The sequence below is a fragment of the Streptomyces sp. NPDC048383 genome (assembly GCF_040651775.1).
In the GTDB taxonomy this organism is placed as follows: Bacteria; Actinomycetota; Actinomycetes; order Streptomycetales; family Streptomycetaceae; genus Streptomyces.
In genome coordinates, this window is record NZ_JBEZKS010000023.1 from 1 (window position 1) to 15,871 (window position 15,871).

The 15,871-nt window shown below is 74.0% G+C and carries 9 protein-coding genes; 3 read left to right on the top strand and 6 right to left on the bottom strand.

The window, feature by feature from the left end; translation table 11 throughout:
• The first annotated feature begins 158 nt into the window (after positions 1-158).
• The 3 genes from AB0D46_RS17860 to AB0D46_RS17870 all read left to right on the top strand — a co-directional run bounded on the left by AB0D46_RS17860 (position 159) and on the right by AB0D46_RS17870 (position 3,766).
• Positions 159-1,130, top strand: a complete 972-nt coding sequence (locus AB0D46_RS17860; RefSeq protein ID WP_362878380.1) for an alpha/beta hydrolase — start codon at positions 159-161, stop codon at positions 1,128-1,130.
• A 279-nt stretch (positions 1,131-1,409) separates the two neighbouring features.
• Entirely contained in the window at positions 1,410-2,756 is a 1,347-nt protein-coding gene (locus AB0D46_RS17865; RefSeq protein ID WP_362878382.1) for a hemolysin family protein, read from the top strand.
• A complete protein-coding gene (locus AB0D46_RS17870; RefSeq protein WP_362878384.1) occupies positions 2,753-3,766 on the top strand; it encodes a hemolysin family protein in 1,014 nt (337 codons plus the stop codon). Before AB0D46_RS17865 ends, AB0D46_RS17870 begins: the two co-directional genes overlap by 4 nt.
• Positions 3,767-3,825: 59 nt before the next feature.
• Here the strand turns inward: AB0D46_RS17870 and AB0D46_RS17875 are convergent, their stop codons facing one another.
• The 6 genes from AB0D46_RS17875 to AB0D46_RS17900 form a co-directional block, all read right to left on the bottom strand.
• Entirely contained in the window at positions 3,826-4,491 is a 666-nt protein-coding gene (locus AB0D46_RS17875; protein WP_362878385.1) for a response regulator transcription factor, read from the bottom strand.
• Positions 4,488-5,456 carry a HAMP domain-containing sensor histidine kinase gene (locus tag AB0D46_RS17880; protein ID WP_362878503.1) on the bottom strand — a complete coding sequence of 323 codons (969 nt, stop codon included), beginning with the start codon at positions 5,454-5,456 and terminating at the stop codon, positions 4,488-4,490. Before AB0D46_RS17880 ends, AB0D46_RS17875 begins: the two co-directional genes overlap by 4 nt.
• Before the next feature lie 42 nt (positions 5,457-5,498).
• Positions 5,499-6,875 carry a M1 family metallopeptidase gene (locus AB0D46_RS17885; RefSeq protein ID WP_362878387.1) on the bottom strand — a complete coding sequence of 459 codons (1,377 nt, stop codon included), beginning with the start codon at positions 6,873-6,875 and terminating at the stop codon, positions 5,499-5,501.
• A gap of 116 nt (positions 6,876-6,991) precedes the next feature.
• Positions 6,992-10,909: a Pls/PosA family non-ribosomal peptide synthetase gene (locus AB0D46_RS17890; RefSeq protein WP_362878388.1), complete on the bottom strand. Its 3,918-nt coding sequence runs from the start codon at positions 10,907-10,909 to the stop codon at positions 6,992-6,994.
• Between the two features lie 189 nt (positions 10,910-11,098).
• Positions 11,099-13,804, bottom strand: a complete 2,706-nt coding sequence (locus AB0D46_RS17895; protein WP_362878390.1) for a SpoIIE family protein phosphatase — start codon at positions 13,802-13,804, stop codon at positions 11,099-11,101.
• A gap of 119 nt (positions 13,805-13,923) precedes the next feature.
• On the bottom strand, positions 13,924-15,759 hold the full coding sequence (locus AB0D46_RS17900) for a VanW family protein (RefSeq protein WP_362878392.1): 1,836 nt from the start codon (positions 15,757-15,759) through the stop codon (positions 13,924-13,926).
• Positions 15,760-15,871: the final 112 nt, after the last annotated feature.

Below are 15,871 nucleotides of genomic sequence, written 5' to 3' on the forward strand. Positions count from 1 at the left end.
GGCCCGGTCCCCCCGCGGCGCGCCCGCACGGTCCGCGCCGACGCGCCGCGCGCGGGGCGTCCAACCCCGCGCGGGACGTCGTCGCGGTGTGATCCTGAACGCTGCCGACAGGACGCCGCGCGCCCGCGCCGGCCCCCCGCCTCCCCCGAAGGAGCCCCGTGCCGAACCGGTCCGACCAGCCGACCCAGCCCGTGCTCGAAGCAGCCGCCCAGGCCTTCGCCGACGCCACCGCCAAGCCGCCGTTCCTCTACCGGATGCCCGTCGCCGACGGCCGCAAGGCCGTGGACGACGTCCAGAGCGGCGAGGGCGTCGTCCTGCCCGACGTCGACGAGGAGTGGGTCACCGTCCCGGGCGGCCCCACCGGCGAGGTCCGGACCCGGATCGTCCGCCCGCGCGGCGCGAGCGGTCCCCTGCCCGTCGTCCTCTACCTCCACGGCGCCGGTTGGGTCTTCGGCAACGCCCGGACCCACGACCGGCTCGTCCGCGAACTGGCCGTCGGCACCGGGGCGGCCGTCGTCTTCCCGGAGTACGACCTCTCCCCCGAGGCCCGCTACCCCGTCGCCATCGAGCAGAACTACGCCGTCGCCCGGTGGGTGGTCCGCGAGGGCGCCGACAAGGGCCTCGACGGAAGCCGCCTCGCCGTCGTCGGCGACTCGGTCGGCGGCAACATGAGCGCCGCCCTCACCCTGATGGCCAAGGAGCGCGGCGACGTCCGCATCGCCCACCAGGTCCTCTTCTACCCGGTCACCGACGCCGGCTTCGACACCGGCTCCTACCGGCAGTTCGCCGAGGGCTACTTCCTGCGCCGCGAGGCCATGCAGTGGTTCTGGGACCAGTACACGACCGACGAGGCCGACCGCGCCCGCAGCACCGCCTCCCCGCTGCGCGCCGGCGCCGACGAGCTGACCGGCCTGCCGCCGGCACTGGTCATCACCGCCGAGGCCGACGTCCTGCGCGACGAGGGCGAGGCCTACGCCGCCCGGCTCCGCGCCGCCGGTGTCCCCGTCACCGCCCTGCGCGTCCAAGGGGTCATCCACGACTTCGTCATGCTGGACGCGCTCCGCGAAACCCGGGGGGCCGAGCTGGCCATCGGCCTCGCCGTGGACACCCTGCGCAAGGCCCTCGCGTAGGGTCACGGCCCCGGAGTCGGGGGCGTCCCGGGCGCGGTCGTGGCCGCGTCCGGGACGCCCGCCACCCCTCGCGCCGAACCGGGGACGACCCCCGGGCACCGCAATTTACTTGCCGTTTACCATCGTTTTGCGGATACTGTCCGTAACCACGACTGTCCGGGCCCGCCGAGGCCCACCGAGTAGCGAATGGAGTGCAGGACCCGCAATGGGTGAACCTCCCAGTCCACGCCGTGCCACGCCCAGCCCGCAGCAGCAGAGTCGGGAAGCGGGGGTGGCACGGTGAGCGAAGTCCTGCTGCTCCTCCTCGCCCTGGCACTGACCCTGGCGTGCGCGGTGTTCGTCGCCGCCGAATTCTCCCTCACCACCGTCGAACGCAGCGAGCTCGAACGCGCCGTCGCGGCTGGTGAGCGCGGCGCCGAGAGCGCCCTGAAGGCCGCCAAGCGGCTGACCTTCCAGCTGTCCGGCGCCCAGCTCGGCATCACGGTGACCTCGCTGGTCATCGGCATGCTCGCCGAGCCGTCCGTCTCCGCGCTGCTGCGCGGCCCGCTGGAAGCCGTCGGACTGCCCGCCGGAGCCGTACCGACCACCGCGACCCTGTTGGGCGTGGTCCTGTCGACCATCGTCCTGATGGTGATCGGCGAGCTGGTCCCGAAGAACTGGGCGATCTCCCGGCCGCTGGCCGTCGCGAAGGTCGTCGCGGGCCCGCAGCGCGGCTTCACCACCGCCTTCGCCCCGCTGATCCGCCACCTGAACAACACCGCGAACCGGCTCGTGCGCCGCTTCGGGCTGGAGCCGGCCGAGGAGCTGGCCTCCGCGCGGACGCCGGAGGAGCTGGTGGCGCTCGCCCGGCACTCCGCCCGCGAGGGCGCGATCGAGGCGGACTCCGCCGAGCTGTTCGTGCGGACCCTGCACCTGGCCGAGCTGACCTCCGAGAACGTCATGACGCCGCGCATCGACGTCCAGGCGCTGGAGCTGCACGCCACGGCGGCCGACGCCGCGAACCTGACGCTCGCCACCGGCCTGTCCCGCTTCCCCGTCTACCGGGACTCCCTGGACGAGGTCGTCGGCACCGTCCACATCCGCGACGTCCTGGACCTCGACGAGGACAAGCGGCCCCTGACCCCGGTGGCCGACCTGATGACCTCGGCGCTCCTCGTACCGCACTCGCTGCCCGTCGACACCCTGCTCGGACGCCTGCGCAAGGCCCGCACCATGGCGGTCGTGATCGACGAGTACGGCGGCACCGCCGGCGTGGTCACGGTCGAGGACATCGTCGAGGAGGTCGTGGGCGAGGTCCGCGACGAGCACGACCCCGTCGAGGTCCCCGACCTCATCGAGGGGCCGGAGCACGCCGGCCGCAAGGTGTGGGAGGCCGACGGCAGCGTCCGCGTCGACGAGCTGGAGGAGATCGGCTTCACGGTCCCCGAAGGCCCGTACGAGACGCTGGCCGGCCTGGTCGCCACCCGCCTGACCCGGATCCCGGTCGAGGGCGACACCGTCACCGTCGACGGCTGGGAACTCACCGTCCTCGACATAGACCACCACCGCGCCGACCGGGTCACCGTCACCGCGCCCGGCGCCGCCTCGTCCGGTGAGGCCGCCGACTCCGGGGAGGAGAACCGATGACCGCCGTCCAGCTGCTGATCGGCGCGCTGACGCTGATCACCAACGCCTTCTTCGTCGGCGCCGAGTTCGCCCTGATCTCGGTCCGTCGCAGCCAGATCGAGCCCGCCGCCCTCAAGGGCAGCCGGCGCGCCCGCACCACGCTGTGGGCGCTGGAGCACCTCTCCGCGATGATGGCCACCGCGCAGCTCGGCATCACCGTCTCCTCCCTGGTCCTCGGCGCGGTCGCCGAACCGGCCATCGCGCACCTCCTCGAACCGCCGTTCGCGGCCGTCGGGATCCCCGAGGCGCTGATCCACCCGATCGCGTTCGTCGTCGCGCTGGCCGCGGCGACCTACCTGCACATGCTGATCGGCGAGATGGTCCCGAAGAACATCGCGCTCGCCGCCCCCGCGCCGACCGCGCTGCTGCTGGCCCCGCCGCTGGTCGCCCTGACCCGGGCGCTGCGCCCGTTCGTGTTCGGCATCAACGCCTTCGCCAACACGCTGCTGCGGCTGCTGAAGGTCGAGCCGAAGGACGAGGTCGGCGCGGTCTTCACCGACGAGGAACTCGCCCGCCTGGTCAAGGACTCCAGCGCCGCGGGTCTCCTCGGCCCCGAGGACGGGGAGCGGCTGCGCGACGCCCTGGCACTCGGCAAGCGGCCCGTCGGTGAGATCACCATCCCGCGCGCCAAGTTCGTCACCGTCCCGTACGGGACCACCCCGCGCGGCCTGGAGCGTACGGCGGCGGACCACGGCTTCTCCCGCCTGGTCGTCGCGGGCCCGCAGGGCGAGATCATGGGCTTCCTCCACATCAAGGACGCCCTGGGCGTCGCCGACCGGACCGCCCCGTTCCCGCGCTCCGCGCTGCACACCGTCACCCGGGTCTCCAGCGGCACCCCGCTGGACGACACGATGAACGCCATGCGCGCCGCCGGAACCCACCTCGCCGCCGTCACCGACGACGCCGGGGCGGTCATCGGCTTCGTCACCATGGAGGACGTCCTGGAGGAACTCGTCGGCGAGTCCGTCTGAGCGGTTCCTGACCCGGCCGGCTCGACCCGGACCTGGTCGAACCCCGGGGGCCCCGGCCCTCAGGGTTCGATCAGACCGACGCGGATCGCGTAGCGGGTGAGTTCCAGGCGGTCGCGCATGCCGAGCTTCTGGAGCAGGTTCGCCCGGTGGCGTTCCACCGTCTTGGCGCTGATGACGAGGAGATCGCCGATCTCCTTCGAGGAGTGCCCCTCGGCGACCAGCTTGAGGATCTCCTCCTCCCGCTCGGTGATCGCCCGGGCCGGCAGCGGGTTCCCCTGCCGGGCCCGGTCCAGGTAGTTGCGGATCAGGGTGGTCTCGACGCCGGGGTAGATGAACGGCTCGTCCCGGATCGCGGCTCGGCAGGCCTCGACGAGGTCCCGGTCGGCGACGGACTTCGGGACGTAGCCGGCCGCCCCGGCCTTGAGGGCCTCGAAGAAGTACTGCTCGTTGTCGTACATGGTGAGGATGAGGATGCGCAGCCCCGGCCGCAGTCGGGACAGCTCCCGGGCGGCCTGGAGCCCGGTCATCCGGGGCATGGCGACGTCCAGGACGGCGAGGTCGACGTCCCCCGTCCGGGCGAGGGCCACCGCTTCGGCGCCGTCGCCGGCCTCGGCGACCACCGTCAGGTCGGGTTCGGAGTCGAGGATGAGGCGGACGCCGCGTCGTACGAGGGCGTGGTCGTCGGCCAGCAGCACCCGGGTCGGGGCCGGACGGGACGCGCTCATCGGTGGGCCTCCCGGCGCCGGGTCCCGCCGTCCGCGGGTACGTCGAGCCGTACGTCGGTGCCGCCGTGCGGCGCGGGGTCGAGCGCGAGGCCGGCCCCGATGAGCAGGGCCCGTTCGCGCATGCCCTGGATGCCGGCGCCCTCGGCGGCGGGGCCCAGGCCGGCGCCGTTGTCGCGGACCAGGAGCCGGACGGCTCCGGCCGGCCGGTGGGACAGCCGTACCTCCACCTCGCTCGCGCGCGCGTGGCGGGCGGCGTTGGTGAGGGCTTCCTGCGCGACCCGGTAGACGACCAGTTCGCGGGCCTCGTCCAGGGTGGGCAGGCCGGGCGCGATCCGGTGCCGCACGATCAGCGAGGGGGTGCTGAACTCGGCGGCCAGGGCCCGCAGGGCGCTGTGCAGGCCCAGTTCCTCCAGGACCCCGGGCCGCAGCCGGCGGGCGATGCGCCGGATCTCGTCCAGGCTCGCCCGGGTGGTCTCCTGCACCTGGTGGAGTTCCTCGCGCAGCGGGCCGGGGGCCCGGTCGGCGGTGTGCTTGAGCTGGAGGAGGACCGCGGTGAGGGTCTGGCCGACCTCGTCGTGGAGTTCCTGGGCGATGCGGCGCCGCTCGGCCTCCTGCGCGGACAGCGCGCGGGCGCTGCTGGTGGCGCGTTCGGCTTCCAGGCGGGCCAGCATCGCGTTGAACGAGGTGGTGAGCTCGGCCATCTCCCCCGGCCCCTCCACGGGGGCGCGGCTCCCGGGGCGCAGCAGGTCGACCGAGGCCATGGCGCGGGCGAGCCGGGCCAGCGGGGCGAGGGCGACGCGCAGCAGGACGGCGTTGGCGACGAGCATCGCGGCCAGTCCGAGACCCAGGACGATCGCCTCGCCCAGCAGCACGGGCGTGGAGACGGTGACCGGGCCGAGCAGCAGCAGCACGGCCACCGCGAAGACGGCCGCGTTGAGCAGGAAGATGCGCCAGTACAGCGTCACGACCGCGCTCACTCCCCTCGATGCTCGTTCGGCGTGCGGCGTTCAGGCGCGGTGGCCGCCGTTCGTCGGCGGGTGCGCGGGCCTGGCCGGTATGGGCGGGGCGGGCAGCGGCGGGAGCGCGGGCTCGTGCAGCCAGGCCGCGAACAGGTCGTCGACGGGCGCGTCGGCGTAGCGGGCGACGTGCGCGGTGAACGACGCGGTGGTCACCACCCCGTGCCGGTGGGCGGTGGTCCAGTCGCGGAGCATGCGGAAGAACGCGGTGTCGCCGAGGGCGCAGCGCACCGCGTGGACGGTGAGTCCGCCGCGCTCGTAGAGCCGGTCGTCGAACATCAGCTTGCGGCCCGGGTCGGCCAGCTTGAGGTCCTGGGCCCGCCCGGCCAGCACCCGGTGGGCGACGGCCGCGCGGTCGTGGGCGCTGTGGCCGCCGGAACGCTCCGACCAGAGCCATTCCGCGTACTTGGCGAGGCCCTCGTTCAGCCAGATGTGCCGCCAGTCGGCGATGGTCACGCTGTTGCCGAACCACTGGTGGGCGAGTTCGTGGGCGATGAGGCGCTCCGAGCCGCGTACGCCGTCCACGTGGTTGGCGCCGAACAGGGAGAGCCCCTGGGCCTCGACCGGGACGTCGAGTTCCTCGTCGGCGACGACCACCGCGTACTCGCCGAACGGGTAGGGCCCGAACAGTTCCTCGAAGAGCCGCATCATGGCGGGCTGGCGGGCGAAGTCGCGGGAGAACCGGGCCAGCAGGTGCGCCGGTACGTAGGCGCTCTGCGGCACCCCGTCGAGGCCCGGGTCGCCGAGGAGGACCGTCTGGTAGAGGCCGATGGACAGCCCGACGAGGTAGCTGGAGGTGGGCGCGGACTGCTCGTACACCCAGGTGGTGGTGCTGGACCGGGTCGTACGGGTCAGCAGCCGGCCGCCGGCCACGACCGTGTAGGCGGACGGCGTGTTCACGGAGAGGTGGTACGAGGCCTTGTCCGCGGGCCGGTCGTTGCAGGGGTACCAGGACGGCGCCCCGACGGGCTGGCTGGCCACCAGCGCCCCGTCGGTCAGCTCCTCCCAGCCGATGCCGCCCCAGGGGCTGCGCACGGGCTTGGGGTTGCCCGCCCACTGCACCTCCACGGTGAAGGCGGCGCCGGCGGGCAGCGGCTTGGCGGGCCGCAGGCGGAGCTTGCCGCTCCGGTGGGTGTAGTGCGGGGCCCGGCCGTTCACCAGGATCCGGCCGACCTTGAAGTCGGCGAGGTCCAGGGCGAACTCGGTGAGCGGCGCCCGCCCGGCGATCGCGCTGATCCGGGCGGTGCCGGCGAGCCGGTTGGGACCGGGCCGGTATTCCAGAGCGAGTTCGTACCGGTGCACGCGGTAACGGGGATCGCCGTTGGCCGGAAAGTACGGGTCGGTTGCCGCTGTCCTCTGGCCGTTCACTGACGCTTCCGCTCCCTGCGCTGTGCTCGTGCGACGTGCTCGTACGACGTGCCGGGGTGCCGGCGTGCCGTGCCGGGACCCGGCGGGCCCGCCGGCGCACGGGCCGCCGTACGGACTCAGGACCGCCACGCCTCGATCGGATTGCCCAGCCAGCGGGTGTCGGCGGGGACGGTTTCCCCGGCCATCACGAGGGAGGCGGGACCCAGGGTGCTGCGGGCTCCGACCGAGCTCCCGGGCAGGACGATTCCGCCCGGGCCCAGGGTGGCGCCCTCGCGGAGGACCACAGTATCCGTCCTCAAGATCCGGTCGTGGAAGAGGTGGGTCTGCAACACACAGCCCCGGTTCACGCTGACCGCGTCGCCCAGGGTCACCAGGTCGGTCTCGGGCAGCCAGTAGCTCTCGCACCACACGCCGCGGCCGATCCGGGCGCCGAGGCCGCGCAGCCACAGGGCCATCACGGGCGTGCCGGGGACGGATCCGGCCAGCCACGGCACGGCCAGCACCTCGACGAAGGTGTCGGCCAGTTCGTTGCGCCACACGAAGCCGCTCCACAGCGGGTGCTCACCGGTCCGGTGCCGGCCCACGAGCAGCCACTTGGCGGCGACGGAGACGAGGCAGGCGGCCACGCCGGCGACGAGCAGCACCACCCCGGACAGCAGCGCGGCCGCCCAGGTACCGAGCCCGCTCGCGGTGATCAGCGCGCAGAGCCCGGCCGCGGTCAGCACGGCCAGCGCCGCCGAGCAGAACACGGGGACGAGCCGGCACAGCTCGACCAGGCCGCGCGCCCACAGCAGGCGGGCCGGCGGGTCGTAGGTCCGGCTCCGGTCGGCGGCCGCGGCCGAGCGCGGCAGCTTGACCGGCGGCAGGCCCAGGTAGGAGCTGCCCTTCTTGGCCTTCTTCGGGGTGGCGGACAGGACGCCGACCAGCCCGTCGTCGGGGACGCTGCGGCCCGGGGCGGTCATCCCGGAGTTGCCGAGGAACGCGCGGCGGCCGATCTCGGAGGGGCCGATCCGCATCCAGCCGCCGCCCAGCTCGTAGGGGGCGGTCAGCGTATCGTCGGCGAGGAACGCGCCCTCGCCGACGGTGGTGAGGCTGGGCAGGGCGAGCACGGTGGACACCTCGGCGCCCCGGCCGATCTTCATGCCGAGCAGCCGCAGCCACACCGGGGTGATCAGCCCGGCGTACAGCGGGAAGAGGGTTTCCCGGGACAGGTCCATCAGCTGGGTGACGGTCCAGGCCTGCCAGCCGGTCCGGCTGTGCGTCGGATGGTTGCCGGTGCGCAGGCCGAGGCTGAGCAGGCGTACGGAGACCAGCAGCAGCAGCGCGTACGCCAGCCCGAAGGCGAGCGCGCCGGGCACCACGGCGAGCAGGGCCGCCCGCAGCGCCTGTCCGAGTCCGGCGTCGGCGGGCACGAACCGGCTGACGACGAGCAGGGCCGGCAGGGCCGCCAGGACGGGCAGGGCGGTCAGGAACACGCCGCCGACCCCGTACATGGCCCGCCACCGCAACGCCCGCGGCGGGCGGTGGCCGGGCCAGTTGCGCTTGGCCTTGCCGAGCTTGTGGGCGGGCGCCCCGGCCCAGCGCTGGCCGGTCGGGACCTGCCCGACGACGGCGGAGCCGGGGGCCACCTCGGCGCGCTTGCCGACGCGGGCACCGGGGAAGAGCAGGCTGCGGGTGCCGACGACCGCGCCGGCGCCGACCTTGACGGGCCCGATCTCCAGCCGGTCCCCGTCCAGCCAGTGCCCGGAGAGGTCCACCTCGGACTCGACGGCGCAGCCGCGGCCGAGCTTGAGCATGCCGGTGACCGGGGGCAGGGAGTGCAGGTCCACCTCGGGGCCGACCTTGGCCCCGAGGGCGCGGGCGTAGCGCTCCAGCCAGGATCCGCTGAGCGAGGTGGCGCCCGCGCACTCGGCGAGCCGCTCGGCCGTCCACAGCCTCAGGTGCACGCTGCCGCCGCGCGGGTACCGGCCGGGCGCGACCCCGCGCAGCAGCAGCCGGGCGCCGCCCGCGGCGATGGCGAGCCGGCCGGGCGGGCTGTACAGCAGGACGGCGCCCGCGCCGACGAGCCACCACGAGGCGGTCGGCGCCCACGGATAGGCCCCGAACCGGTGCAGGACGTTGCCGAGGGCCAACAGCGCCACGGTCCAGCGCAGTCCGACCAGGGTGAACAGGGGGAGCAGCAGCAGCGTCTGGATCACCTGGGAGCGGCGCGGGACGGCCTCGACGGTCCGGGTGGCCCCGTCGTCCTGTACGGACTTCTCCAGCCGTCGGGCCAGCTTGCGCAGGGTGGGCTGCTGGTAGATGTCGAGGACGGCCGCGCTCGGGTAGCGGGTGCGCAGTCGGGTGGTGAGCTGTGCGGCGGCGAGGCTGTTGCCGCCGATCGCGAAGAAGTCGTCGCCGGCGCCGGCGACGACCACGCCGAGGGTCTCGGTCCACTGCTCGGCGAGCCAGGCCTCGGTGCCGTACAGCTGCTCGGTGGGGCCGGTGGGCTGCGCGTCGGGCAGCGGCCAGGGCAGGGCGTCGCGGTCCACCTTGCCGGAGGTGCGGGTCGGCAGGGTCTCGACGGGCGCGAGGAGCGGTACCAGGGCGGCGGGCAGTTCGGCGCGCAGGCGTTCGACGGCCGCGGCGTGGTCCCAGCCGTCCTGCGTGACGAGGTAGCCGACGAGCAGTTGGTTGCCGCCGCGCGCGGTGCGGACGGCGGCGGCCGCGCCGGCGACGCCGGGCAGCGCCTGGAGCGCGGTGTCCACCTCGCCGAGTTCGATGCGCCGGCCGCCGAGCTTGATCTGTTCGTCGCCGCGCCCGAGGAAGACCAGGCCCTCCGGTTCGGCGCGGACCAGGTCGCCGCTGCGGTAGGCGCGCTCCCAGCCGAGGGATTCCAGCGGGGCGTACTTCTCGGCGTCCTTGGCGGGGTCGAGGTAGCGGGCGAGGCCGACGCCGCCGATCACGAGCTGGCCGCTGCCGCCCATGGGCACCGGTTCCCCGGACTCGTCGACGACGGCCAGTTCCCAGCCCTTCAGCGGGAGGCCGATGCGGATCGGTTCCTCGCCGGTCAGCAGGGCGGCGCAGGCGACGACGGTGGCCTCGGTGGGCCCGTACGTGTTCCACACCTCGCGCCCCTCGGTGACCAGCCGCTGGGTCAGCTCGGGCGGACAGGCCTCGCCGCCGAAGATCAGTAGGCGGACCTCGTTGAGGCTCTCGGACTCCCAGAGCGCGGCGAGGGTCGGGACGGTGGAGACGACGGTGATCTCCTGCTCCACCAGCCAGGGGCCGAGGTCGGCGCCGCTACGGACCTGGGCGCGCGGTACGGGGACCAGGCAGGCGCCGTAGCGCCAGGCGAGCCACATCTCCTCGCAGGAGGCGTCGAAGGCGACGGACAGGCCGGCCATGACCCGGTCGCCGGGTCCGATGGGTTCCTCGGTGAGGAAGAGCGCGGCTTCGGCGTCGACGAAGGCGGCGGCGCTGCGGTGGCTGACGGCGACGCCCTTGGGCTTGCCGGTGGAGCCGGAGGTGAAGATGATCCAGGCGTCGTGCTCGGGCCCGGGCCGGCTGGCCGGGGCGCCTTCGCCGGTGGTCCCGGTGACGTCGATGCGCTGCCCGGCGCCCAGGACGGCCCGGACGCCGGCCTCGCCGAAGACCAGCTCGGCGCGCTCGTCGGGGTCCTCGGCGTCGACGGGTACGTAGGCGGCGCCGGCGGCGAGGACCGCGAGGACGGCCGCGTACAGCTCGTTGGTGCCGGACGGAACGCGGACCCCGACCCGGTCGCCGAGCCCGACGCCGGCGGCGGCCAGGGCCCGCCTGCGGCGTTCGACGTCGGCGGCCAGGGCCCGGTAGGTGAGCCGGGAGGTGCCGTCGTCCAGGGCGAGCTCGTCGGGGTGGGCCCGCACGGAGGCTTCGAACACGTCGACGAGGGTGCGTACGGGGGCAGCGGGTCCGGCCGTGAACAGGGCGGACTTGCCGGGCGCGCCGGGGGTGTCGGCCCCTGCGGTCCCGTCGTCGAGCAGAGTGAGTTCACCGTGCTCCGGTGTGGCTGCCATCGGCCCTCGCGTCTTCGCTCCCGGATGGGTCCGGGTCGCCGGCGGAGCCCAGGTCTGCCCGGGTTGTTCCGGTCCGGCGCCAAACAACCTGCCATTGTAGTGCGACATCAAGGATTTTCTCGTTGAACCCTCGGTGGCGTGTCCGTTAACGGACGGTGCCGGACGACGCCGGCGCCCGTGCGGGACGGCTCAGATCGGGTCCACGTCCAGGAACGCGGCCAGCGCCGGTTCCGGGGCGCCGGGGCTGCCCGCGCTGCCGGGGAGGGTCTGTTCGGCCCAGATGACCTTGCCCTCGGGGGTGTAGCGGGTGCCCCAGTGCTCGCTGAGCTGCGCGACCAGGAACAGGCCGCGTCCCCCTTCGTCGGTGGTGGCCGCGTACCGCAGGTGGGGGGCGGTGCTGCTGCCGTCCCAGACCTCGCAGGTCAGGGCCTGGTCGTGCAGCAGCCGTACGCGTACCGGGGCGGTGCCGTGCCGCAGGGCGTTGGTGATCAGCTCGCTGAGGATCAGTTCGGTGGCGAAGGAGAGCTCTTCGAGGCCCCACTCGTCGAGCTTGCGGGCCGCCGCGCCGCGCAGGACGCCGACCGCGCTCGGCTCGAACGGCACCTCCCACTGGGCGACCCGGTCCGGGCCCAGGGTCCGGGTCCGGGCGATGAGCAGGGCCACGTCGTCGGTGGGCCGGTCGGGCAGCAGCAGGTCGAGCACGGCCCGGCAGCTCTCGTGGGGATCGCGGTCGGGGTGGCTGAGCGCGCGGCGCAGCAGTTCGAGGCCCTCGGCGATGTCCCGGGTGCGTTCCTCGACCAGCCCGTCCGTGTACAGGACGAGCTGGCTGCCCTCGGCCAGCTTGAACTCGGCCGTCTCGAACGGCATGCCGCCCAGGCCCAGCGGTGGTCCGGCCGGCAGCTCCACGATCTCCGTCGAGCCGTCGGGGGCGACCAGCAGCGGCGGCAGGTGTCCGGCGCGGGCCATGGTGCACTGCTGGGACACCGGGTCGTAGACGGCGTACAGGCAGGTCGCGCCGAGGACGCCGCCGTCGCCGCCGTCCCCGTCGTGGTCGATGCGCTGCACGAGGTCGTCGAGGCGGGCGAGGATCTCGTCGGGCGGCAGGTCGAGGGAGGAGAAGTTGTGGACGGCCGTGCGCAGCCGGCCCATGGTGGCGGCGGCGTGCAGGCCGTGCCCGACGACGTCCCCGACGACCAGGGCGACGCGGCTGCCGGGCAGCGGGATCACGTCGAACCAGTCGCCGCCCACCCCGGACTGGGCGGGCAGGTAGAAGTGGGCGACGTCCACCGCGCTCTGCTCGGGCAGGGCGCGGGGCAGCAGGCTGCGCTGGAGGGTCTCGGCGAGGGCGTGTTCCCGGGTGTAGCGGCGGGCGTTGTCCATGCTGACGGCCGCGCGGGCGACGAGTTCCTCGGCCAGCGACAGCTCGTCCTCGTCGAACGGCTCGGGCTTCTGCGAGCGCCAGAAGTTGACCACGCCGAGCACGACGCCCCGGGCCCGCAGCGGCGCGGCGATCAGGGAGTGGATGCCGAAGTCGACGATGGCCCGGGTCCGCTCGGGGTCCTGGGCCTGCCAGCCCGGCGCGTCGGACAGGTCGGGCACCAGTTCCGCCCGGCCGGTGCCGTAGCCGCGGGCCTGGGGGGTGGAGGGCAGGAAGTCGATCAGCAGGCCGCGGGGGTAGAGGGGGTGGTCGGCGCGGATGCCGCTGACGGCGGTGCGCCGCATGTCGGCGTCGGGGCCGGGTTCGTCGCCGACGAGGACGGGATCGGCCAGGTCGACGGTGACGTAGTCCGCGAAGCGGGGAACGGCGACGGCGGCGAGTTCCTCCGCCGTCCGGACGACGTCCAGGCTGGTGCCGATGTCGCCGCCCGCGTCGTAGAGCAGTTTCAGGCGCCGCCGGGCCGTCTCGGCGCGGGTGGTCAGGATCTGCATCTCGGTGGAGTCGCGGATGGTCACGGCGGTGCCCTCGGGCCGGCCGCCGGGGTGGGTGAGCCGTTGGTTGACGACGAGCAGGCGGTCGCCGCTCTCGATCACCTCGTCGGTGGCGACCCGGGCGGACAGCAGCAGGTCGGCCATCCGCCGGTCCAGGCCCGGTACGTCGCCCAGGTGGCGGCCGTCGGCGTCGTCGGGGAGCCCGAGGAGGCGTTTGGCCTCGTCGTTCGCCAGGAGCAGGCGCCCCTCGCCGTCGGTGATGAGCACCCCCTCGCGGACGGCGTGGAGCACCGCGTCGTGGTGCTCGTACATCCGGGTCATCTCCTGGGTGCCGAGCCCGTGGGTCTGGCGGCGCAGCCGTCGACTGATCAGCCAGGTTCCGACGGTGGCCAGGGCCAGGCCGATGGCGATGGCCAGCAGGATGACGGGGAGCTGGCGGTCGACGACCCCGCTGACGTTCTTCACGGTCAGGCCCGCCGACACCAGTCCGACGACCCGGCCGTCGGGCGCCGTGACCGGGACGATCGCCTGGATCTCCTTGCCGAGGGGGCCCTGCACGCTCTCGGTGTGCACCTGCCCGGCCAGGGAGGGTTCGATCGTGCCGACGAACCGTTTCCCGATGCGGTCGGGCTGGGGATGGCTGTAGCGGATCCCGTTGGTGTCCATGACGACGATGAAGTCGACGCCGGCGGCCTTGCGGGTGCTCTCGGCGAGCGGTTGCAGCACGGCGGAGGGGTTCGGGGATTCCAGGGCCGCCCGGAGTCCGATGGAGTGCGCGAAGGTCTCTGCCACGGAGACCGACCTGTTGCGCGCCTCGCGGTCGATGTCGTGTCGCGACTGGAGCACGAGCGCCAGCAGCGATCCGGCGGCGAGCAACACCACGATCGCCACCTGGAGGATGAACACCTGTCCGGCGACGCTCTTGAACCGGTTGCCTAGCAGTGACCGCACCGACGTGCCCGGCACGGGTGGCAGAGAAAGGTCACGAACCCAGTTGTAGCACCTCCGGCCGCCCGGGGCGCCCGAACCGCGCGATCCGCGCCGGATCCGTCACCCCGGGGGTCGGGCCCGGGGCGCGCCGGGGCTCAGCGCGCGGTCGGGCCGGCGGCCGTCGTCGTCAGGGGGGAGCCCGCGGTGGAGGTCACCGGCGGGACCGGGTCGGGCGACACCGGGGCGGCCGGCGGCTGCGGGTTCTGCCCGGCGGGCGGGGCGCAGGTGACCTCGTCGCGCGGGGTGTAGTGGGTCTTCGTCTCCTCGCGCTTGACCTCGCGGCCGCCCTGGAGGAAGACGCGGCCGACGGAGACGTCGAAGCCTTCGAGGGGGGTCTGCACCTCGCAGGTGGGCCCGCTGCCCTGGATCTTCGCGGGCGGGGTGACCTGGGTGCGGGGCCCCTTGGTGGCGCGGACCTCGTCGTACTTCTTCGTGCCCAGGAGGCTGATGGTCAGCGAGGTGTCGGTGGACTGCGCCCGGACGTACAGGGCGTGCCCGGTGTCGTTGACCCAGCGCAGGTCGAGGGTGCCCCAGGCGACCGTGGCCTCGCGGCCCTCGGGGTAGCGCTCGATGTAGAAGGAGTGCGCGCCGTGCTCGACGGTCTTGACTCCGGCGAAGAACGCGGCGTTGTACATGGTGGTGGCCACGGCGGAGACGCCACCGCCCGGGGACTTCACGTACCGGCCGTCGTTGATCATGATTCCGTCGACGAAGCCGTTCTCGGGGGTGCGCTCGCCGACCGTGCGGTTGAAGCTCCACTCCTCGCCGGGGAGGACGACGGAGCCGTTGATCAGCTCGACGGCGCGGCCGATGTTCGTGGTGCGGTACGGGGCGGACGGGAACTCGACGGTGAAGGAGGAGAGCTTCTCCTTGATCCCCAGGCGCTGCGCCTCGGCGCTCGTCAGGTCCGGTTGGACGGCGACGGTGTCGACCTCGCCGCTTCGGGCGGCGCCCGTGCGGGTCAGCAGCGGCAGGACGGCCTTGCCGAGGGCCGCGTCGGTGACCCGCTGTCCGGTGCGGCCCTGGTCGGCGACGACGACGCGGCCGTTCCCGTCGGTGCTCAGCGTGGCGTCACGCGGGGTCGGCGTGGCCGCCCGGACCGGCCGGGCCACGGCGGGGTCGGCGAGCAGGCCCTTGGAGTCGAGGGCCGGTACGAGGCGTCCCGCGTCGTCGGGGTTCATCTTCAGGTGGGTGCCTAGGACGGCCGTACTGATGGGTATGCGGGAGCCGGCGACCGTGAGCGTGACGGGGCCCGACATCGCGGGCCGCGCGAACTCGCGCAGCGCCCGGCCGGTCTCCTCGTCCCCGACCTTCGGGGTGGTGCGCTCGACCGGCATCACGACGGGGCCGCCGCCGGGCCGCAGGTAGCCGGCGCGGAGGGTGTCGAGGGCGCGGTCCTCGACGAGGTCGACGCCCTGGAGCGGGGCGACGGCCTTTGCCTCGCCCTTCTCGAAGGCGACCACCCCGTCGCGGACCTGCTGCCGGGTGCTCTCGTCCATGCGGGCGAGGGCCGCCCGGGCGGTGCTCTCGTTCATCCGGGTCACGGGCTCCAGGTCCCGGCGCTCGCCGGAGTCGAAGAGCCGGCCGATGACGGCGGTGGGGGCGTATCCGGAGCGGACGGCGGCGTCCACGGTGGCCCGGGTGTCCAGGGACAGTCCGAGGCCGCCGGGAGCGGCCTCCTCGACGCGGTCGCCTATCTCCATCGCGACGGGGGCGGCGGCGAGGGGGCCGAGGTCGCGGTCCAGGGTCCGCAGCGCCTGCTCGCGGCTCATGCCGCCGATGTCCACCCCGCGGACGAAGGTGCCCCGGTCGACGTCCGAGCCGGCGACGAGGCCGGTCACGTACAGGCCGCCGAACCCGAGCACGGCCGCGCCGCCCACCACCGAGAGGGCGATCCGCCAGTTGACCGTCCTGTTGCCCGCGCGTCCCATACGTTTCCCTCCGGCACCGCCGATCGTGGGGCGGGCGTGGGCCGCGACAGCAGCCCATAGATGACCATTCCGGACATCCAGGATCACCCAAAAGGGTCACCGATGGGGCCAA